This is a genomic window from Streptomyces sp. NBC_00597 (genome assembly GCF_041431095.1).
Classification (GTDB): Bacteria; Actinomycetota; Actinomycetes; order Streptomycetales; family Streptomycetaceae; genus Streptomyces.
Genome location: NZ_CP107757.1, coordinates 1,523,877 through 1,543,233 on the forward strand (window position 1 = coordinate 1,523,877; position 19,357 = coordinate 1,543,233).

The following is a 19,357-nucleotide window of genomic DNA, read 5'->3' on the forward strand; positions in this document are numbered from 1 at the left end:
GTTCCCCCGACGGGCGAGGACACGCGCACGGCAAGGACACGCGGACGACTCGCGGACCGGCCCGGAGCCCTACCCGATGTCGACCACGCGGGCCCAGGCGGGCGGCGTGTCCGGTACGTAGTCGGGATCGCCCTCGTCCCATGACCGGGACGCACGTCGTCCGGGAAACAGGCCGATCACCGTCCGGCACGGCGGCCGGGTGGCCGGCCAGGCCGTCTGGCCGTCGGTCAGGACCACGATGACGTCCGGCCGGGCCCCCGCCCGGAGCGCCGTGGCGAAGCCCGTACGCAGATCCGTACCGCCGCCGCCCAGCAGCGGTATCCCCTCGGCGCGGCACAGCGGGTGCGCGATCCGGGCCGCCGCGTCACACGGCACCACCGTGACCAGGTCCCGCCGGCCGCCCACCGCGCGGGAGATCGCGGCGACTTCGAGCAGCGCACTGCCCAGCTCCGCATCGCTGACCGACGCCGAGGTGTCGATGACCACCGAGACCCGGGGCGGCCTGCGCCGCAGGCTCGGCAGCACGACACCCGGCACCCCCGCCGAGCGCCGTGACGGGCGGCCGTACGAGTAGTCCTCGCCCGCACCCGAGCCGGAAGTCGCCGAACGGACCGCCGCTCCCAGCAACACCCGCCACGGCTGCGGCGGATGGAACGCCTCCTCCGCCCACCGCTTCCACCCGCTGGGGGTGCTTCCAGGACGCCCGGTGATGCCCTGCGCCACCCGGAAGCGCACCGCGTCCCGTTCCTGTTCAGTCAGCCCGTGCGCACCGTCCTCCCCGAGGTCCCACTCCCGTTCCAGCCCGTCGGCGCCGCTGCCGCAGTCCAGCCAGGCCATGTGCTGCGTACGCGGTCCGAGCCCGAACTGGCGCAGGTAGTCCTCCATGAGCTGCCCTTCGGGCAGCCCCACATCGGTCGGCCGGACGGCGCCGGCGGGGTGGACCAGCCCGTCTCCGAACACGTCGTCGTTGATCTCGAAGTCCGCCGCGATGTTCATCCGCAGCCGTTCCCCCGGCCCGTGCAGCCCTCGCTCCCGGGCCACCCGGTCGCCGCGCCCGTGGTGGTCGCGCAGCAGGTGCGACACCTCGTGCACCCACACTCCGGCCAGCTCCTCCACCGACGTCCGCTCCACGAACGACGGCGATGCGTAACACCGCCAGTGCCGGTCGACGGCCATCGTCGGGACCCGCCGCGACTCCACGACGTGCAGGGCGAACAACGCCGTCGCCAGGTACGGCCGGACCCGGGCGGCGTGGAGTCGGGCGGCGAACAGCTTGTCGAGGTCCAGTGCCCCCTCGGGTCCCCCGGTCATCGGCCGCCCCGCGTGGCCGCTGCGGCGCGCGCCGTCGCCCGGTCCGCCCGCAGGGACAGCGACACCGCACCGGCGAGCCCCTCGATCTCCGCCGGTACGTCCCACTCCGCGCGGCGCAGTGAGGCCAGCGCGGTCGCCGGCACGACCACCAGGTCCGGGGCCCCCGTCTCCAGCGCCCGCACCATGAGCGCCCACGCCGCGTCCCAGCGCGCCTGCTCCGGGCGTTTGCGGACCGCTTCCACCACGCCGTCGAGCACGGCCTGGCGCAGGTCGCCCCGTTCGGGCAACGCGGCGGCGGCCGGATCGGCGAGCAGGTCCTCGGGGTCCGGGAGGTCCATCCGGTCCAGGCCCGCCAGCAGTTCCAGGCCGGGGCCGTCCCCGACGGTGCCCCTGACCAGCAGGGAGAGTACGTCCCGCGAGGAGCCCGCCGCGGTCGCGAAGGCGATCAGGTGCAGGGTCATCTCCCAGCTCCGCGGCGACGGCCAGGGGCCGCCCCGGCGGGCTTCACCGCTGGGAAGCCGGTGTACGAGCGCGGGGCGGGCGGCGAGCAGTCCGCACACCGCGCGACGGGCGAAGTCCACGGCGGCCGGCAGCCTTTCCGGGTCGAGCCGCGGCAGTGTGGCCCGGGGCCATGTCCCGCCGAGGCCGCGTACCACGACGTCGTGGTCGTGCGTCCACTGGAGGTGGACGAACCGGTTGGCCAGCGGCGGACTCAGCTCCCAGCCGTCGGCCGCCGAGGACCGCGGGTTGGCGGCGGCCACGATCCGCACGCCGGGCGGCAACTGCAGCGCCCCGATCCGCCGTTCGAGCACGAGGCGCAGCAGAGCGGCCTGCACGGCCGGCGGCGCGGTGGACAGCTCGTCCAAGAACAGCAGCCCCCGGCCGGCTCGTACCAGTCGTACGGCCCAGTCCGGCGGGGCCATCGGGACACCCTGTTCCGCAGGGTCGTCCCCGATGACGGGCAGGCCCGAGAAGTCCGACGGCTCGTGCACGCTGGCGATCACGGTGGTCAGCGGCAGGTCCAGGGACGCCGCAAGCTGCGTCAGGGCGGCGGTCTTGCCGATCCCCGGCTCGCCCCACAGCAGTACGGGCAGGTCAGCGGCTACAGCCAGGGTCAGGGCCTCCAGTTGGCCGTCGGGGCGCGGTTCGGTGGTGGTGTCCCGGAGCAGGGCCAGCAACGCGCCGGCGACGTCGAGTTGGGAGGCGGTGCCGGGGGTGCCGGGGGCGGTGGGAGAGTCGGGAGAGTCGGGAGCAGTAAGCGGGGCAAACGAGGCATGTGAGGGCATGTGTGATCACCTTTTCGGGTTCGCAGGTCGCTCGCGGTTCAGCGAGCGGTGGTGTGGCGCGGGCGTGAGCGGTCCCGACGAGGCGCAGTGCGGGCGCCCGGGAGCAGATCACCCGGTCTGGGACGGGTGCCGGGACCGACCAGGTCCGCCCTGAACAGCCCGTACGTGATGCGGCGCAGCGCGGCCGCCTCCAGTTCGTCCCGCAGGGCGCCGTCGCGCAGCAGTGCGTCGGGACCCAGCAGGCCCTCGACGACGGCCAGCGCGCCGGCCGTGTCGCCGTGGTCGAGGCGTTCGCGCACGCCGGCGAGGCATTCCGGGCGGCGGTGCGCCTCGTCGATCGCCTGGAGGCAGGGCAGCGGGGTGCCGGACAGGGCAACCAGCAGTTCCTCCCGCCGGATCTCGGCCGGGTCGTGGTCGAGCGGGGCCAGCACCCCGTCGACCAGGCCGATCCGGTGCCGGGCTCCGCGGCAGTCGACAGGGTGCGGTTGCCGTTGACCCGGCCGGTCCGGAGTCGGCCGGGCTCCGGTCGGCGCGTGATCCGGTACGAGTGCCGCCGCGACCAGCGGGTGCAGTCGAGCGGGGTCGATCGAACCGGTGCGGACCAGCTCCAGGTCGGGCAGTTCCCAGGTCGCCGCGTCGGGCAGGACCGGGGGCGGCGCGGCACGTGCAGCGGCGGACGCCGCAGCGATCCGAACGGCGGGCGCCCCGCTGCCGTCCCCGTCCGCGACGAAGTCCAGGTCCAGCCGCTGCCGGGAGCCGAGCCGTACGGTGACGGTCCGGGTGGACAGCCCTTCCGCCCGGATCAGGATCCCCGCCTCGGCCGCCCAGCGGTCCACGGCGCAGCGACGCCCCTGCGGCACGAGCCCGAACAGGGCCGGGTCCGGCGCGGGGATGCCTGCGACGGGGCGCGGACCGGCCCCGCAGCGGATCCGGAGCTCCTCGGTCCGGCGCGCGTCCCAGAGGTGGCGGTGCAGGTCGAGGCGGAACCGGGGGTTGGGACGGGGGTGCGGATGGCGGCGGGCGGCGGGCTCGTCACGGGATCCGTCCCACAGCGCGAGACTGATCCTCTGACCGGCGTCCGCCCACGCCGGCGGAGTCCGCGCCACCAGGTGCAGCGGGCGCGCGTCGTCGCGCCCCGCGGGGTCGTACCGGGCCAAGGTGAGGGTCAGGCCCGGGCGCAGCAGTCCGTTCGGGGCGATCCTCGGCATGTGCCAGCGCAGCAGGTCGGGAGCCAGGTGGCGGAGGTCGGCCCGGAGCAGGGCGGCGAGTTCGCGCCCGTGGGTACGTGCCACGGAACGCAGATCGAAATCGACGTCGATGCCTGCGGCGGCGCATGCCGCGGCCCAGTCCCCGGCAAGGCGGCGGGCGGTCGCAGTCTCGATCATGGACGGCGGCACGGCGAACTCGCGCACGCGCAGCCAGAGGGCAAGGCGGGAATCCCCGTTCGCGGTGTGAGTGGTCATCAGCACTCACCTTGCGCGGACGGGACCCCCGATCTGTGAGGGGAAGGAGTCGTCATCGCGGTGATCATACGAACCCCCGACCTGATCCGCGAGCCGGTTTTCCAGGCAGCGGAGTTCCCTGCCGTCGACTGCGTGACGCGCTACGGCCCTCCCGTGGGGAGTGCGGGAGGGCCGTGTGCCCGGGATGGTCCGGAGCAACACCATATGCGCGGATACGCGCAACGCGACAGGCATATGACAAAAGAAATCCGACTCAGGTCGCAGGAGCGACCCGACCCGGGGGTGATGCCACCGGCCGGGCGGGCCCCGACCATGGCGACGTGAAGGTGATGAACCCGTGGGAATGGCTTTTGGTGCTCGGCGCCGTCGCGCTGGTCCTGGCGCGGTGGCTTCCGCCGCGCCCGCGGCGGCCCCTCACCTTCGCCGCGCCGGCCGTCGTCGCGCTGTCGGGGGCCGCGCTCGGCGTGCTCGGGATGCGGTGGCAGATGGTGCCGGTGCTGGTCGGCGCGGCCGTCGCCCTCCCGTTCGCGCTTTCGCCGCTGCTGCGGCAGCGCACGCGCAGGGCTCCGTGGTGGCTGGCGCTGCCGGCTTCGGTGGTGTGCCTCGCCCTGATCGCCGCCGGGCCGGCGGCGGCCTGGGCGCTGCCCACGCCGGTGTTCCCCGAGCCGTCCGGCCGGTTCGCGGTCGGCACCCACGTACTGGAGCTGACCGACCCCCAGCGCCCCGAGACCGCCACCCCCGCACCGGATGACCGCCGTACGGTCGTCGCCCAGTTCTGGTACCCCGCCCACCAGGCCCCCGCGGGCAGTCGGCGCGCCCCGTACCTCGGACGCACGGAACACGAGGCGCGCGTGGTCTCCGGCGCGCTCGCGAACTACGCCGGGCTTCCCGCCATGCTGCTGGACGGCCTGCCGCGCGCCCGGACGCACGCGGTGTACGACGCTGCGGTGGCCGGCGACGGGGCCGGCGACGGGGAGCGCTTCCCCGTCGTGCTGTTCTCCCCCGGGCTGGGCGGGGTACGGACCCAGAACACGGCCTGGGCGCAGGAGCTGGCGAGCCACGGCTACGTCGTCGTCGGCCTCGACCACCCCTACGACTCGGCCGCGGTCGTACTCGCCGACGGACGCACGGTCCGTACGGAGGTCTCGGCGACGGGCGACGACGCCGAGGACGAGAAGCGGGCGGCCGGGTGGACTGCCGTCCGCGCCGCTGATCTCCGCTTCGTGCGGGCCCAGTTGGGGCGCGTCCAGAGCGGCGAGATCGCCGGTCCGCTCGCCGGGCACCTCGACACCGGACGCGTCGCGGCGGCCGGCCACTCCCTCGGCGGCGGCGCGGCCCTGCAGGCGGCCCGCCAGGACCCCGGGTTCGCCGCCGTCATCGACCTGGACGGCTTCCCCCACGATCCGGACCCGCAGCCCTTCCGCCAGCCGGTGCTCGCGCTCACCCAAGCCGTCGGCCCGAACACCGACCCGGACTATCTCCCGCGCCTCACCCGTGTCCTCGGTCTCAGCAGTGCGACGAGCTACCGCCTCACCGTCCCCGGTACCGCACACCTCACCTTCACCGACGCCCCGCTCTACCTGCCGCCCCTCCCCTCACTCGTCGGCTCCCTGGACCGCACGGAGGGCCCGCGCATCACCGCCGCCGCGAGCATCGCCTTCCTCGACCGCACCCTCCGCGACGACCCGGGCGGCGCAGCCGACCCGGCCGCGGCCCTGTCGGCGTACGGCAGCCTCGTCGTCCACCCCAAGTCCGGTGCGTGAACAGTCGGTTGATCTCCCGGGTGGGCCGGCCGCGCCACGCATATGCTCCCCCCTTACGTCCGTACCTCAAGCCGTAAGGGGACCGCCGCGTGAGCATCCGAATTCAACCCTCCTCCCAGGTCGACGAGAGCGCCGAACTCGGGGAAGGGACCACGATCTGGGATCTGGCGCAGGTACGGGAGGACGCGCGGCTCGGCCGCGACTGCATCGTCGGGCGGGGGGCGTACGTGGGGCCGGGCGTACGGATCGGCGACAACGTGAAGCTCCAGAACCACGCCCTGGTCTACGAGCCCGCCGTACTCGGCGACGGCGTGTTCATCGGTCCGGCCGCAGTCCTCACCAACGACTTCTACCCGCGGGCGGTCGACCCGGACGGCAAGCTCAAGCGCGGCGGCGACTGGGAGGCCGCCGGCGTCGTGGTGGCCGAGGGGGCTTCGCTGGGAGCCCGGTCGGTGTGCGTGGCCGGGGTGCGCATCGGGCGGTGGGCCCTGGTCGCGGCCGGCGCGGTCGTGTCCCGGGACGTAGCGGACTTCGCACTGGTCGCAGGCGTACCGGCGCGCCGGATCGGATGGGTGGGCCGGGCCGGCGTCCGCCTGGTGGAACGCGAGGGCGAGCCGGGCGTGTGGGAGTGCCCGCGCACCGGCGCGGTGCACGACGAGAAGGACGGAAGCCTGCTGGAACGGAGCTGACGGTACGTCGGCAATTTGAGTCAGCGGCATTTCCTCAAAACCGCAATCAACGAACACCCTTGGGCATACCTTGTCCCTGTACACGGGATCTGAGCAGGCAACAGGCTTTGTTCAGTGGGGGGTTGTACACGACGAGGGCATCGCGGACCAGGTGACGGACAGGCGCAAAACGCGCCCGCCCGACGCTGCCGTTCGCGCGTGCTCAGGTCCGGGGCATCGCTGGGGGGTTCCAGTGGGCGGCCCCGGACGGTTCGTGCCATCGGGGGAACCACACCGCCGGCACGCGCGCCGTCATGCGCAGTCCCCTCCGCGGAACGACGACCGCCAGGTCAGTCCGAGGAGCGATCAGAGGGGGTAGGTGTGTTGGAGCCGTACAGCTCGAACATACGAGGTGCGCGCAGCACACGGGGAACCGGGGTGGGGACCCGGTGAACACCACACGATTAGAGGCACTGGCCCACGAGGAACCGTCGCTGCACGCGCTCGCCGAGCGACTGCTCGCGCTGGCCGAGGCGGGACTGCCCGAGATGTACCTGCCGGGCGCCGACACCTTCGTCTTCACCCGGGTGGGTACGGTCGCCTCCGACGGCGTCCGCCGTACCGAGGCCCGCGGAACCAGCACCCGGTACGCCGCCATCACCGCGCTGGGCGCGCGGTTCCTGCCCGAGGACCGGCAACGCCCGCTGTTCGGCGGACACACCGTCGAGGAGTACACGGGCCTGCTGGTGGAACAGCTGCCTGCGGTGACCAACCTCGGTGACGCGGCGCTGATCGCCTGGGCCGCCGCCGAGACCGGCCACCCCAAGCTGGCGGACGCCCTCGCCCGGGTGACCGCACTGGACGTCCCCGGACGGCCGCAGTACACCGTCGAGGCGGCCTGGGTGCTCTCCGCCCTGACCGCGGCCCGTACCGCGGTGGACGTGGAGGACCGCCTGGCAGCGGCCCGAGACCGCCTCCTCGCGGCCAGGACGGAGGGCGGTCCGCTGTTCCCGCACGCCACCGGGCCGGGGCTGGTCCCCGGATACCGCTCGCACGTGGCCTGCTTCGCCGACCAGACCTATCCCCTGCAGGCGCTGGCCCGGCTGCACGCGAGCGGCACCGACCCGGAGGCCCTCGCGGCCGCCGACGCCTGCGCCGCGCGGATCTGTGCACTGCAAGGAGACGGCGGACAGTGGTGGTGGCACTACGACGCCCGCACGGGCGGCGTCGTGGAGGGCTACCCCGTCTACAGCGTGCACCAGCACGCCATGGCCCCGACGGCGCTCTTCGACCTCGCCGACGCGGGCGGCACCGACTTCGGCGCCGCCATCCGCCGGGGGCTGCGCTGGATGACGGACGTGCCCGAGATCAGCGGGCCCGACGGGACCCCGCGCGAGCCGATGATCCTCGAAAAGTACGGCGTCACCTGGCGCAAGGTCTACCGCGGCGACCCCGCCAAGGCCGTCCGTGCCGCCCGCGGCCTCACCACCAAGGTGGCCCCGCAGGTCCGACTCGCCCCGCTCGACCGGTTGTTCCGCCCCGTCGTGATCGACCGCGAGTGCCGCCCGTACGAGTTCGGCTGGCTGCTCCACGCCTGGCTCGGGGGGCCGCGGAGATGACCGTGCGACCACCGACCCGCCAGACCCTGTTCGGGGTCGGCCTCGACGCCCTGACCATGGACGAGACCGTGCAGCGCTGCCTGGAGGCGGTACGGCGTGGCGAACAGATCGAGATCGGCATGGTCAACGCCGCCAAGCTGGTCAACATGCGCCGCGACCCGCGCCTCGCGGCGGCCGTCTCCGGCTGCGACCTCGTCCTGGCCGACGGCCAGGCCGTGGTGTGGGCCGGCCGGGTCCTCGGCGTACGGCTACCCGAACGGGTCGCGGGAATCGACCTGTTCATGCGGCTGCTGGCCGCCGCCGAAACCGCGGACGTCCCCGTCTACCTGCTCGGCGCCCGACAGGACGTACTGGACCTGATGCTCGGCCGGATCGCCGAGCGCTTCCCCGCCCTGCGCGTGGCCGGCAGCCGCAACGGCTACTTCGACGACGCCGACCAGGGCGCGATCGCCGACGCCGTCGCGCAGAGCGGTGCCCAGCTGCTGTTCCTCGGCATGACCTCGCCCAAGAAGGAGATCTTCACCGCCGGCTACGGCAAGCGCACCGGCGCCCACGTGGTGCACGGCGTCGGCGGCTCCTTCGACATCCTGGCCGGCATCACCAAGCGGGCCCCCGCCGTCTGGCAGCGCATGGGCCTCGAATGGTTCTACCGCACCCTCCAGGAGCCGCGCCGCCTCGGCAAGCGCTACCTCACCACCAACACCGCCTTCCTCCTCATGACGGTGCGGGAACTCATCCGCCGTACACCGTCTGCCGGTTCCGCGAACAGGAGTCACTGATGCGCGTCGTCGTCGTGGGACAGGGATACGTCGGTCTCCCGCTGGCCATCAGGGCCGCCGAGGTCGGACACCAAGTGATCGGGTACGACGTGGACGCCCGGCGGGTCAAGAGCCTTGCCGCCGGCGAGTCGTACGTGGAGGACGTCTCCTCCGAACGGCTGGCCCGGGCACTGGAGCGCGGCTCCTACGCGGCCAGTGAACTCGCCCGCGACTGCGGCGGCTTCGACGTCGCGGTCGTCACGGTCCCGACCCCGTTACAGGACGGTGCCCCCGACCTGCGCTACATCGAGGAGTCGGCGCACACGCTGGCCCGCTTCCTGCGGCCCGGTGCGACCGTCGTCCTGGAATCCACCACCTACCCGGGCACCACCGAGGAGCTGTTCGGCCCGATCCTGGAAGACGGCTCGGGCCTCACCGCCGGTGTCGACTTCCACCTCGGCTACAGCCCCGAGCGCATCGACCCGGGCAACACCGTCTGGGGATTCCAGCAGACGCCCAAGGTCGTCTCGGGCGTGGACGCCGGCTCGCTCAAGGCCGTGGAGTCCTTCTACGCGCAACTCGTCGACAAGACGGTGCCGGTGCGCTCCCCCAAGGAAGCCGAACTGGCGAAGCTGCTGGAGAACACCTTCCGGCACGTGAACATCGCCCTCGTCAACGAGATAGCCATGTTCGCCCGCCACCTCGACATCGACGTGTGGCAGACCATCGAGGCGGCCTCCAGCAAGCCGTTCGGCTTCATGAAGTTCACCCCGGGCCCCGGGGTCGGCGGCCACTGCCTGCCGATCGACCCGTCGTACCTGTCCTGGCGGGTCCAGCGCGAGCTCGGCCAGAGCTTCCGCTTCGTCGAGCTGGCCAACGACATCAACAGCCACATGCCCGAGTACGTGGCGCGCCGCGTGATGGACGCCCTCAACACGAAGCGCCGCTCGGTCAACGGATCCAAGATCCTGCTGCTCGGGCTCGCGTACAAGAAGAACACCGGCGACGCCCGGGAATCGCCGGCGGTCCGCGTCTCGCAACTGCTCCTGGACATGGGCGCCAAGGTGCGCGCGGCCGACCCCCACGTGGTGGAGGGCATCAAGGTCGACTCCCGCCTCGTACGGGTCGAACCGACCCGCAAGGAGCTGGCCGCGGCCGACGTGGTCGTCCTGCTCACCGATCACGACTCCTTCGACTACGCGATGGTGACCGAGCACGCCTCCTTCGTGCTCGACTGCCGCAACCGGCTCTCCGGTCCCACCGTGGAGGTGCTCTGACACCATGCCCAGGATCATCTGCGTGGCCGGAGCACGGCCCAACTACATGAAGATCAAACCGGTGATGGACGCGCTGGAGCGCCGCGGCGCCGAGGTGGTCCTCGTCCACACCGGGCAGCACTACGACGAGTCCATGAACGACGTGTTCTTCCGCGACCTCGGCATCCGTCCCCCGGACCGGTACCTGGGCGCCGGGTCCGGCACCCACGCCCAGCAGACCGGCCGGGTGATGGCGGCCTTCGAGCCGCTGGTCGACGAACTGGCCCCGGACGCGGTGGTGGTGGTCGGCGACATCAACTCCACACTGGCCTGCGCCCTGGTCACCGCGAAGGCCGGCCCACTGCTGGCCCACGTGGAGGCCGGGCTGCGGAGCCGGGACTGGAGCATGCCGGAGGAGGTCAACCGGGTCGCCACCGACCGGGTCAGCGACTACCTGCTGGCGCCCTCGCCCGACGCCGCCGCGAACCTGCGGTCGGAGGGGTACCGGGAGGACCAGATCCACGTCGTCGGCAACGTCATGATCGACACCCTGTTCGCCAACCTCGACCGGGCCAGGGCCTCGGACGTCCTGGACCGGTACGGGCTCGCCCGGGGCGGATACGGCCTGGTCACCCTGCACCGGCCGGCCAACGTGGACGACCCTGCGGCGCTGCGCGGACTGCTGAAGGCGCTGGGTGAGATCTCCGACCGCTGTCCGCTGCTGCTGCCCGTGCACCCGCGGGCGGCGGAGCGGCTGGCCGAGATCGGGGTCCCCGGCGGGATCCGGATGGTCCCGGCCGCCGGGTACCTGGACTTCATCGCCCTGCAGGACTCCGCCCGCGTCGTGCTCACCGACTCCGGGGGCGTCCAGGAGGAGACCACCGCGCTCGGTGTGCCTTGCGTGACGCTGCGGGAGAACACCGAGCGGCCCATCACCGTCGAGGAGGGCACGAACGTACTGGCGGGCACCGATCCGGAGCGCATCACGGCCACGGTGAACCGGGTTCTCGACGATCCGCCGGCTCCGCGCTGCCCCGCGCTGTGGGACGGTCGCGCGAGCGAGCGGATCGCCGGGGTCCTGCTGGACGGCGGGACCGCGCGGAGCCGGCCGCGGCCCACCGACCTCGCCCCGTAGCACCGGCGACGAAGCAAGAACGCAAGAACGCAAGCAACAACCCTAATCACCGCAATGAATGAGCGGCGGCGCGTGCAGGACACGACGCCGCCGCGAGGGGGAAGACCATGGATCTCGCGGAGATCTGGCGGGTCATGCGCAGGCGCTGGTACGTGCTGCTGCCCGGTCTGCTGCTCACGGCCGCGCTCGTCGCAGGCGTCTACCTGCTGGTCCCGGTGGAGTACCGGTCGCAGAGCACGGTGACGCTCCTGAACTCGAAGAAGGCCACGGTGGCCTTCGACGGCAACCCCTTCCTGAGCACCCAGGCCTCGCTCACCGGCATGGCCGACGGCCTGGCCCGCAACCTCAACTCCGACGACTCCCGGGCCGACCTCAAGTCCCAGGGCGTCAGGCAGGAGTACGAGGCGAAGATCGCCGACAACGCCCAGGGGCCCTTCATGTGGCTGAGCGTCACCGGGACCGATCCGGCCGCCGTCCTGAAGTCGGACCAGGTCTTCACCGCCTACGCCGAGAAGCGGCTCCAGGAGTTCCAGGCCCAGCAGTCGGTGACTCCGGAGGCCATGATCCGCATGGCGACGATCGTCCCGCCGCAAAAGCCGGAGGCGCAGACCAAGACCCGGCTGCAATACCTGATCATGGCTGGGGCGCTGGGCTTCGTACTCAGCCTGGTGGCGACCTTCTTCGTGGAGGCCCGGCGCCGCAGGTCGGACAAGCCGGGCCGGCACCGGCCCGCCCCGTCCGAGGCGGCGACACCCGAACCGGCCGGGCCCGCCGCCCTGCCCGACGCCGCGGACTCCGGGGCGGGCACCCCCCGTACCGCCCGGGCCTCCGCCGGATCGCCGTGACCGGCCCGGGGACCGGAACGGGGACCGCGACCGGGACCGGCGCCGGTGTCCAGGCCCCGCCCGAGGCGCCGTCGCTGAGCCGCAAGGTCGGCTCCGCCGCCCGGTGGAGCCTGGTCAACACCGTGGTCATGCGGCTCGGCAACTTCGTCACCGGCATCGTCCTCGCCCGCTTCTTCCTCGGTCCCGAGGCCTGGGGCGTGTACGGGATCGCCCAGACGGTGCTGCTGGTCCTGCTCTCCGCGAACGAGCTCGGCGTCTCCCTCGCCATCGTGCGCTGGGAGGGCGACCCGCGCCGCTTCGCCCCGACCGTGCTCACGCTGAGCGTCTCCTCCAGCCTCCTGCTGTACGCCGTCCTGTTCACGGCGGCCCCGGCGGTGGCCCGGGTGCTCGGCTCGCCCGAAGCCTCCGGCATCCTGCGGGTGATGTGCGTGTGCGTGGTCCTCGACGGGCTCTCGCAGGTGCCCGCCGGGTTCCTCACCCGGGAGTTCGCCCAGGGCCGGCGGATGGCCATCGACGCCGTCAACTTCGTCCTCAGCACGAGCGTGACCCTGCTGCTGGCCGTCGAGGGACGGGGCGCGATGAGCTTCGCCTGGGGCTCCGTCGCCGGCAACGCGGCCGCCCTCGCCGGATGCTGCCTCGCCGCGCCCGGCACGCTGAGGTTCGGCTGGGACCGGGAGCAGGCCCGGGCGCTACTGCGGTTCGGACTCCCCCTCGCCGGGGCCAGCATGCTGGCCCTCGGCGTCGTCAACGTGGACACGATGGTGGTGGGCTCCGCCCTCGACCAGCTGGCCCTCGGCTTCTACGTGCTCGCCTTCAACATCTCCGGCTGGCCCGTGCGGATCATCTCCGAGGCGGCCCGCCGGGTCTCGTTCGCCGGGTTCTCCCGGCTGGCCGACTCGCCGCGGGCACTGGCCGGCGGGTTCGGGCGCGCCCTGGGCGTGGTGATGACCGGCACCGTCCCGCTCTGCGTCCTGCTGGCCGCCCTCGCCTCTCCGATCATCGGGCTCGTGTACGGGGACCGCTGGCTGCCCGCGGCCGCTGCGCTGCCCTGGCTGATGGCGCTCGGCCTGGTCCGGATCGGCTGCGAACTTGCCTACGACTGTCTGGTGGCCATCGGGCGGCGCCGCTCCCTCATCGGCGTCCAGGGGCTCTGGCTCGTCATCCTGATCCCCGTGCTGGTGATCGGTGCGGGGGCCGGCGGGATCGTGGGCGTGGCCCAGGGGCACGTCCTGGTCGCCTGCGCCGTCGTGGTGCCGGTGTTCCTCGTCGCGCTGCACCGCGGCGGCGTCGGGCTGGGGACCGTGGCGCGGGCCTGCGCCTGGCCGTTCCTCGGCGGCGCCGTGATGGCCGCCGTGGTCCTCGGCCTGGAGCGGCTCCTCGGTGACGGGGTGCTCGCGCTCCTCGCGACGGGAGCCGCCGGAACCCTCTGCTACGTCCTGTGCGTCCTGCCCAGCCGCGGCTTCCTGCGCGGTTCCCCGCAGGCAGAGGGGTAGCCGCAGTGGCACGCGACCGAAGGCGCCTGAGGGCCTGGCTGCTGGCAGGGCTCGTCCTGGCCGTCGTACTGGCCCTGTACGAGGCCGACCGGACCGGCGTGGGGGAGGCGTCGGCCGGGCCGTGCCCGGACAGCGCCTTGCAGTGCCCCGAGCCCGGCCACCGCCCCGGACCGCACCCCGCGCCCATGCCCTCGTCCTCCGCTGCTCCGTCCGCTCCGGGCAGCCCGAGCCCCTCCGGGAGCCCGGCACCGCCCTCCCCCTCCTCCACGCCCTCGCCGGGGACGAGCGGGGCGCCCCCCACGGGCCCCTGCTCCTCGCCCGGCGCCTGCGGGTTCCCCGACGCGCGCACCACCGGCCCGCGGACCGGGCTGGAACGGCACGACACGGGCAACATGTCCGTGAAGACCGACGGCACGGTCATCAAGGGCTGGGACATCCGCGGTTCGCTCGACGTCTACGCCAACGACGTCACGATCATCGACAGCCGGATCACCTCCACGAACTGGTGGGGGATCAACCTGCGCCCCGGATACAGCGGCCTGCGGGTGCTGCACACCACCATCACCGCCGTACCGGGCAAGGGTCCGGACAACGGCGGAGTCGACTACGCGGTCTCCAACATGGGCGTCAGCTCGATCGAGGTCGGCTGGTGCGACATCTCGGTGTTCGGCAACGCATTGTCGATGGGCCAGGGCGACCTGCACGACAACTACGTGCACGACATCGTCGCCTTCCGCAACCAGGGCGGCGAATGGCAGCACACCGACGCCGTCATCAGCGGCGGCGGCAACAAGGGCCGGTTGACCGTCCGCCACAACACCTTGCTGAACCCCGTCCCCGTGGACCGGGGCGCCAGTGCGGCCGTCGGGCTCTTCGCGGACACCGGCAGCGTCTCCTCCGTGGTCGTGGACGGCAACTGGCTGGCCGGCGGAGCGTACGCCCTCTACGGCGGCGGGCCCGGCGCCACCGGCATCCAGGTCACGGACAACGTGTTCTCCACCCAGTACCACGTCAACGGCGGCGTCTACGGGCATGTCACCGCCTGGAACGCGGGCGGCGCCGGGAACGTGTGGCGCGGCAACCGCACGTCCGACGGCCGGCCCGTCGTCCCCGAGCCCACCTCCTGAAGACCGAGCCCCTGACGACGGAAGGACATCATGCGCCGCATCGCCCGGGCCCCCTGGGAGCTGCTCAAGCGGACCTTCGGCTGGCTGGTGCTCTTCGAGGCCAGGAACAAGGTCCTGCTCGCGCCCTCGGCGGTGCGGCTGCGCCGCTTCGAGGACGCGGAGACCGCCCGGCTCGCCGCCTCGCTGGGCAGCCCGCCGAACGCCCTGGTGGCCACGGTGATCGCCACTCACCGGCGCCCCGACGCGCTGCGCGCGGCCATCCGCTCGGCCTTGGCGCAGACCGTGACCGATCAGGTGGTCATCGTCGTCGACGACGGCGCGGGCCTCCCCGAACTACCGGCGGATCCCAGGTTGTTCGCGGTCTCTCTGGCCCGCAACACGGCCACGGCCGGGGTCGTGCGCAACGTGGGGATACGGCTGACCCGCTCGCGGTACGTGGCCTTCCTGGACGACGACAACCTGTGGGAACCCGACCACCTGGAGCAGGCCCTCGCGGTGCTGGAACCGGGCGGCGGGCCCGACGCCGTGTACACCGCCCTGCGCCGGGTGCTCCCCGACGGATCCGAACGGGACGTCCTGTCGGTGCCGTTCGACCGCCGTCGGGCCGCCCACGAGGCCTTCCTCGACACCAACGCCTTCGTCGCGCGCCGCACCCGGTCCCTGTACTTCAGCCGGCTGCGGCGCCCCCCGGAAGTGCTGCCGCGCGAGGACTGGGAACTCGTACGCCGCTACGCCCGCCGCCACGAGGTCCACCACGTGCCCCGTCCCACGGTCCGCTACCTGGTCAACCCGGAGAGCTTCTACACCGCCTGGGACGGTCCGGCGCCCTCCGGGTGACGGGGGTGGGCCGCCCGCGTCCGGTCAGGGCCCGGGGGTAGCGCGCAGTGCGGAGGGGGTGGCCAGGGCCCGGGCCGCCGCCAGGCTCGCCGGCCGGCCGAGCGCCGCCCGCGAGGTCTCCCGCAGCAGGACGGCCCCCCGGAAGGCCGCGGTCGCTGCCGCCCCGTGCCGGCGGCGGTAGAGCCGTACCCGGTTGAGGGTCAGGAGGGTCCACAGGCGTGGCGAGACCTGCGAGTCGCCGCCGAGGTGGACGGCCGAGGCGGCGGGTTCGAGACGGGTCGCGAAGCCGCGGTCCCGGGCCCGCAGGCAGTACTCGGTCTCCTCCGAGTACAGGAAGAAGGATTCGTCCCAGGCTCCGCAGGCATCCAGGCAGTCCCGGGAGAGAGCCATCAGCGCGCCGGTCGCCCAGTCGGCGACGGTCGCCCGCCCGTACGCCTCCGGGTCGGTGACCAGCTCGCTCCACCGCGGGAAGCGTCCGGCCCGCCGGTTGCCGATCACCGCCTCGCCCAGGGCGCGCGTCACGCGCGACTCCCGGCGCAGCGAGTGCTGGAGCGCCCCGTCCTCCTCGTACAGCAGCGGGACGCTGATCCCGACGCGACGGCCGCCGGCCAGGGGGACGTCGAGCGCGTCGACGAGGAGCGCGGCGCAGCCCCGCCGCATCCGGATGTCCGGATTGCACACGAGGGCGGCGCGGAAGCCGCCCTCCCACGTGGCTGCGGCCTCCAGGGCGGCGTTCACCCCGGCCGCGTACCCGGCGTTGCGGCCGGTCTGGACGACCGTCGCGTCGGGGGCCAGCGAGCGGAGCAGGCCGACGGTGTCGTCGGCGGAGTCGTTGTCGGCGACGACCAGACGCCAGTCGAGCCCGGCCATGCCCTCCGGTAGGGAGGCGAGGAACTCGGGCAGGACCCGGGCGCTGTTCCACGTGACGACGACGACGGCTACGGGACCGGCTGCGCGACTTCGGTCCTGCGGGGCCGGGTGGCGGCGGGAGGGCATGGGGACTCCACGGTGAGGGGCTTCGGCGCACCGCGCCGGATGAAGCCGAGGTAACTGCCTCCGGCGGCGATCGTCAGGAAGAACATCCCGGCGAACATCGGGAAGCTGAGGGCGTCGAAGGTGGCGCTGCTGACGAGGGCGACGAGCGCCGAGGCGAAGAACGCCTGGCCGAGTTCCCGGTCGGACTCGTCGGTGGCGAGGCGGCGGATGGCACCGCCCTGGTGGATTCCGATGAGGAACAGCGCCATGAGGGCGAGCAGGCCGCACAGGCCCATCTCCGCCAGGGTGAGCATGTACTGGTTGTCGGTGAAGAAGTAGAGGTCGGGGGTGAAGGTTCCCAGGCCGCGCCCGAAGAGGGGTCGTTCCTCCAGGTAGGGGACGATCGCGCTGTACTTCACGGTACGGGCCTGGGTGCTGCTGTCGGAGTTCGACAGGAAGGACCCGAACAGTGTGGTGATGGTGCCGATCAGGCCGGGGACGAGGACCTTGAAGCAGGCCACCGACCCCATCAGCAGGCCGATCGCGGTCCAGCGCCGCTGCGGTTTCCAACGGGGCACCATCACGAGTACGACGATGAGCGCCCCGATGATGGAGGTCCGCGACACCGTCAGCGGCAGGGCGCCGCCCATCAGGACCACCGGGCCCCAGCGCCGCCACCGGCTGAGGTGGCTGCGGACCGGGTCGAAGGCCTGCTGTACGGCGAAGGGCAGCAGCAGGGCGAGCATGCCGCCGAACTCCAGTGGCTGGGCCGTGGTGGAGCGCGGCCTGGTGAACGCCCCGCGGTCGAGCGTGGTGATCTGCGCGACGCTTGAGTGGAGTCCGGGGATGCTGATGTGTTCGGCGATGTTCGTCGCGGTGAAGAAGTCGTAGTAGCCGATGGCGGCCACCACCGAGGCCATCACCACGGCCCGCCGCAGCAGGGTGTCGAGGCGGGCCCGGTCCTGGATGCCGGCCGAGACCAGCACCACGATGGACACCCAGACGAGCAGTCCGATCAGCCCGCGGTCGGCGCCGAGCACCTCCTTGTGGGTGCTGCCCCGGGTGGCGTTGGCGAGGTACGAGGCGAGGACCGAGACGGCGAGCAGCCACATCACGACGCGGGGCAGCCGGGTGCCGGTGGCCGCCCGGATCCGGCCGGTCAGCCAGGTCGCCAGGTACCAGAACAGGCCCAGGAGGGCGAAGACGTTGGCCGGTGTACCGACCCCACCCATGCCCGGCAGGGTCAGGTTCGACGGGATGAAGAAGGCCAGGCCGAGGTAGCCGCTGAGCAGTGCGGCGGCGTCCGGCGCGCGGCCCGGCAGCCTCCTGCGCACGCGCGCCTTCGCCGCGCCGGCCAGGGCGGCGGCTTCGCGCCTGCGGCGGCGGGCCACCAGCAGGGTCTCCGTGACGAAGGAGAGGGTGAAGCCGGCGGTCACGCCGGCGATGACGACGCCCAGCACCTGCTGGTAGCGGGACTTGAGCTGCGGCACCGGTGTCTGCGGGAGCACGACGGGCGCCGTCTGCACGAAGTACGCGGGCTGTACCTTGGCGGCTGCCTGGAGGGCGTTGAGCTGCTCGCCGGCGAACGTCGTCAGGGTGCTGGTCTCCTTGAGGACCTTCGCCCGGTCGGTGCCCGTGACGGTCAGGGTCAGCATCGGGCCCGAGGTGTTCGCGGCGAAGCCGACCGTGTAGGGGTCGCTCACCCCGAGGCCCTGCAGGTCGCGCGCCGCGTCGGCTCCGGACAGGGTCCTGATCAGCACGTCGGCGGTCACCACCAGTGAACCTCCCGCGTTCGAGATGGGGTTGCCGAAGGCGGGGGCCAGTTCGGCCACCGCAGTGGAGTCGAGCAGCGCCACCGAGCTCTGCGACTGGTACGCCACGGGCACCGACCGGTACAGGTGCAGGCCCGCGAGGAGTCCGAGCACCGTCAGGGGCACCATGACGTACCAGCGGCGCCGCAGCACGGCCGCCATCTCACCGATGCTCACGAACGCCCCCTCCTGACTGGCGGAACCGATGGCGGGCCGACCCGCGTCCTGGAAAGATCGAACGCGACGGAAGGAATGCTGTGTCGCCTGGTGAGTTGTTCCGCACGCTTCGCCGCCGCTGGTACGTCCTGGTCCTGGTGGCGGTGCTCGCGGCCGCCGGAGCCGTGCAGGTGCTCCGCCCCGAACAGACCTACGTGAGCTCGGCGATCGTCGTGCTCAAGCCGCCGGTGACGGGCAGCCAGCCCAACCAGCTCGCCAATCTCCAGCCGCCGCTCGCCGCGGTGTCCTACGCGGCGGTCCAACAGCTCGAATCGCCTGCGGGGGCGGCCGAGTTGCACGCCGCGGGGGTGAGCGGCGGCACCTACCGGCTGATCCCGCGCAACAGCGGCACCAGCGTCACCCCCCGCTATCTGATCCCCTCGCTCCAGGTGCAGGCGGAGCACGCGGAGCCGGCCGCGGCCAACCTGGCCGTGCTGAAGGTCGTCGAGGCCTATACGAAGCACCTCGCGGCCATGCAGGCCGAGCAGCAGATCCCGGAGCGGGCACGGATGAGCGTGACCCTTCTGGTGCCGCCGACCGCGGTGGCCCAGACCGGGACCAAGAGCCGCGCACTGGCCGGGACGGCGCTGCTCGCCGGGGTGTGCGCCGTGGCCGCGGCCCTGTGGACCGATCAGCTCGTGACGCGCCGGAACCGGCGCCGGCGCGAGGGCGCCGACACCGGTCCGGTGAGTGACGGGGCCGGGAGCCGGGTGCCCGCGGCCGTGGCCGCGGCGGCCCGCTGAGGAAGCGGGCCGCCGGGCCGGCGGTGCCCCGAGGACGGGGCGGTGGTGCTG

Annotated in this window: 16 protein-coding genes; 11 read left to right on the forward strand and 5 right to left on the reverse strand. The window is 73.0% G+C overall.

The annotated features are described in order from the left end of the window. Positions 1-69: 69 nt before the first annotated feature. From OG974_RS06520 to OG974_RS06530, 3 genes are read right to left on the reverse strand one after another with little or no spacing between them, the layout of a single operon-like run. The gene (locus OG974_RS06520) at positions 70-1,311 is read right to left on the reverse strand and encodes a VWA-like domain-containing protein (protein ID WP_327281676.1); all 1,242 of its coding nucleotides are present in this window, start codon (positions 1,309-1,311) and stop codon (positions 70-72) included. Then, the gene (locus tag OG974_RS06525) at positions 1,308-2,597 is read right to left on the reverse strand and encodes a MoxR family ATPase (protein ID WP_329312611.1); all 1,290 of its coding nucleotides are present in this window, start codon (positions 2,595-2,597) and stop codon (positions 1,308-1,310) included. The genes OG974_RS06520 and OG974_RS06525 overlap by 4 nt, the downstream gene beginning before the upstream one ends. Positions 2,598-2,635: 38 nt before the next feature. After that, entirely contained in the window at positions 2,636-4,060 is a 1,425-nt protein-coding gene (locus OG974_RS06530; RefSeq protein WP_371645748.1) for a hypothetical protein, read from the reverse strand. A gap of 329 nt (positions 4,061-4,389) precedes the next feature. On the opposite strand from OG974_RS06530, the gene OG974_RS06535 reads away from it, so the two are divergent. From OG974_RS06535 to OG974_RS06580, 10 genes are all read left to right on the forward strand, one after another. Then, on the forward strand, positions 4,390-5,823 hold the full coding sequence (locus OG974_RS06535) for a hypothetical protein (protein WP_327285983.1): 1,434 nt from the start codon (positions 4,390-4,392) through the stop codon (positions 5,821-5,823). Between the two features lie 89 nt (positions 5,824-5,912). Further along, positions 5,913-6,512 (forward strand): acyltransferase, encoded by a 600-nt coding sequence (locus OG974_RS06540; RefSeq protein WP_327281679.1) that lies wholly within the window; start codon positions 5,913-5,915, stop codon positions 6,510-6,512. 428 nt (positions 6,513-6,940) lie between these two features. Further along, positions 6,941-8,110 (forward strand): hypothetical protein, encoded by a 1,170-nt coding sequence (locus OG974_RS06545; RefSeq protein ID WP_327281680.1) that lies wholly within the window; start codon positions 6,941-6,943, stop codon positions 8,108-8,110. Beyond that, on the forward strand, positions 8,107-8,889 hold the full coding sequence (locus tag OG974_RS06550; RefSeq protein ID WP_371645750.1) for a WecB/TagA/CpsF family glycosyltransferase: 783 nt from the start codon (positions 8,107-8,109) through the stop codon (positions 8,887-8,889). The genes OG974_RS06545 and OG974_RS06550 overlap by 4 nt, the downstream gene beginning before the upstream one ends. Further along, on the forward strand, positions 8,889-10,145 hold the full coding sequence (locus OG974_RS06555) for a nucleotide sugar dehydrogenase (protein WP_327281682.1): 1,257 nt from the start codon (positions 8,889-8,891) through the stop codon (positions 10,143-10,145). Before OG974_RS06550 ends, OG974_RS06555 begins: the two co-directional genes overlap by 1 nt. A 4-nt stretch (positions 10,146-10,149) precedes the next feature. Continuing rightward, on the forward strand, positions 10,150-11,259 hold the full coding sequence (gene wecB / locus OG974_RS06560; protein ID WP_329312614.1) for a non-hydrolyzing UDP-N-acetylglucosamine 2-epimerase: 1,110 nt from the start codon (positions 10,150-10,152) through the stop codon (positions 11,257-11,259). A gap of 107 nt (positions 11,260-11,366) precedes the next feature. Beyond that, on the forward strand, positions 11,367-12,104 hold the full coding sequence (locus OG974_RS06565) for a chain length determinant protein (protein ID WP_371645753.1): 738 nt from the start codon (positions 11,367-11,369) through the stop codon (positions 12,102-12,104). Then, positions 12,101-13,597 carry an oligosaccharide flippase family protein gene (locus OG974_RS06570; RefSeq protein ID WP_329312616.1) on the forward strand — a complete coding sequence of 499 codons (1,497 nt, stop codon included), beginning with the start codon at positions 12,101-12,103 and terminating at the stop codon, positions 13,595-13,597. Before OG974_RS06565 ends, OG974_RS06570 begins: the two co-directional genes overlap by 4 nt. A 5-nt stretch (positions 13,598-13,602) precedes the next feature. Beyond that, a complete protein-coding gene (locus tag OG974_RS06575; RefSeq protein ID WP_327281687.1) occupies positions 13,603-14,724 on the forward strand; it encodes a hypothetical protein in 1,122 nt (373 codons plus the stop codon). Between the two features lie 30 nt (positions 14,725-14,754). Further along, positions 14,755-15,561: a glycosyltransferase family A protein gene (locus OG974_RS06580; protein WP_327281689.1), complete on the forward strand. Its 807-nt coding sequence runs from the start codon at positions 14,755-14,757 to the stop codon at positions 15,559-15,561. Between the two features lie 24 nt (positions 15,562-15,585). On the opposite strand, the gene OG974_RS06585 is transcribed toward OG974_RS06580, so the two are convergent. Together OG974_RS06585 and OG974_RS06590 are read right to left on the reverse strand one after the other, a co-directional pair. Continuing rightward, positions 15,586-16,557 (reverse strand): glycosyltransferase family 2 protein, encoded by a 972-nt coding sequence (locus OG974_RS06585; protein ID WP_327281690.1) that lies wholly within the window; start codon positions 16,555-16,557, stop codon positions 15,586-15,588. Continuing rightward, positions 16,500-18,524 carry an O-antigen ligase family protein gene (locus OG974_RS06590; RefSeq protein WP_328761585.1) on the reverse strand — a complete coding sequence of 675 codons (2,025 nt, stop codon included), beginning with the start codon at positions 18,522-18,524 and terminating at the stop codon, positions 16,500-16,502. Before OG974_RS06590 ends, OG974_RS06585 begins: the two co-directional genes overlap by 58 nt. Positions 18,525-18,619: 95 nt before the next feature. Between OG974_RS06590 and OG974_RS06595 the strand changes: the two genes are divergently transcribed. Further along, positions 18,620-19,306 carry a hypothetical protein gene (locus tag OG974_RS06595; RefSeq protein ID WP_327281692.1) on the forward strand — a complete coding sequence of 229 codons (687 nt, stop codon included), beginning with the start codon at positions 18,620-18,622 and terminating at the stop codon, positions 19,304-19,306. The last annotated feature ends 51 nt before the right edge of the window (positions 19,307-19,357 follow it).

Coding starts and splice junctions, on each gene's coding strand:
- OG974_RS06520 (WP_327281676.1), bottom strand. CDS start 1,311: ATGACCGGGGGACCCGAGGGGGCACTGGACCTCGACAAGCTGTTCGCC.
- OG974_RS06525 (WP_329312611.1), bottom strand. CDS start 2,597: ATGCCCTCACATGCCTCGTTTGCCCCGCTTACTGCTCCCGACTCTCCC.
- OG974_RS06530 (WP_371645748.1), bottom strand. CDS start 4,060: ATGACCACTCACACCGCGAACGGGGATTCCCGCCTTGCCCTCTGGCTG.
- OG974_RS06535 (WP_327285983.1), top strand. CDS start 4,390: ATGAACCCGTGGGAATGGCTTTTGGTGCTCGGCGCCGTCGCGCTGGTC.
- OG974_RS06550 (WP_371645750.1), top strand. CDS start 8,107: ATGACCGTGCGACCACCGACCCGCCAGACCCTGTTCGGGGTCGGCCTC.
- OG974_RS06555 (WP_327281682.1), top strand. CDS start 8,889: ATGCGCGTCGTCGTCGTGGGACAGGGATACGTCGGTCTCCCGCTGGCC.
- wecB (WP_329312614.1), top strand. CDS start 10,150: ATGCCCAGGATCATCTGCGTGGCCGGAGCACGGCCCAACTACATGAAG.
- OG974_RS06565 (WP_371645753.1), top strand. CDS start 11,367: ATGGATCTCGCGGAGATCTGGCGGGTCATGCGCAGGCGCTGGTACGTG.
- OG974_RS06580 (WP_327281689.1), top strand. CDS start 14,755: ATGCGCCGCATCGCCCGGGCCCCCTGGGAGCTGCTCAAGCGGACCTTC.
- OG974_RS06585 (WP_327281690.1), bottom strand. CDS start 16,557: ATGCCCTCCCGCCGCCACCCGGCCCCGCAGGACCGAAGTCGCGCAGCC.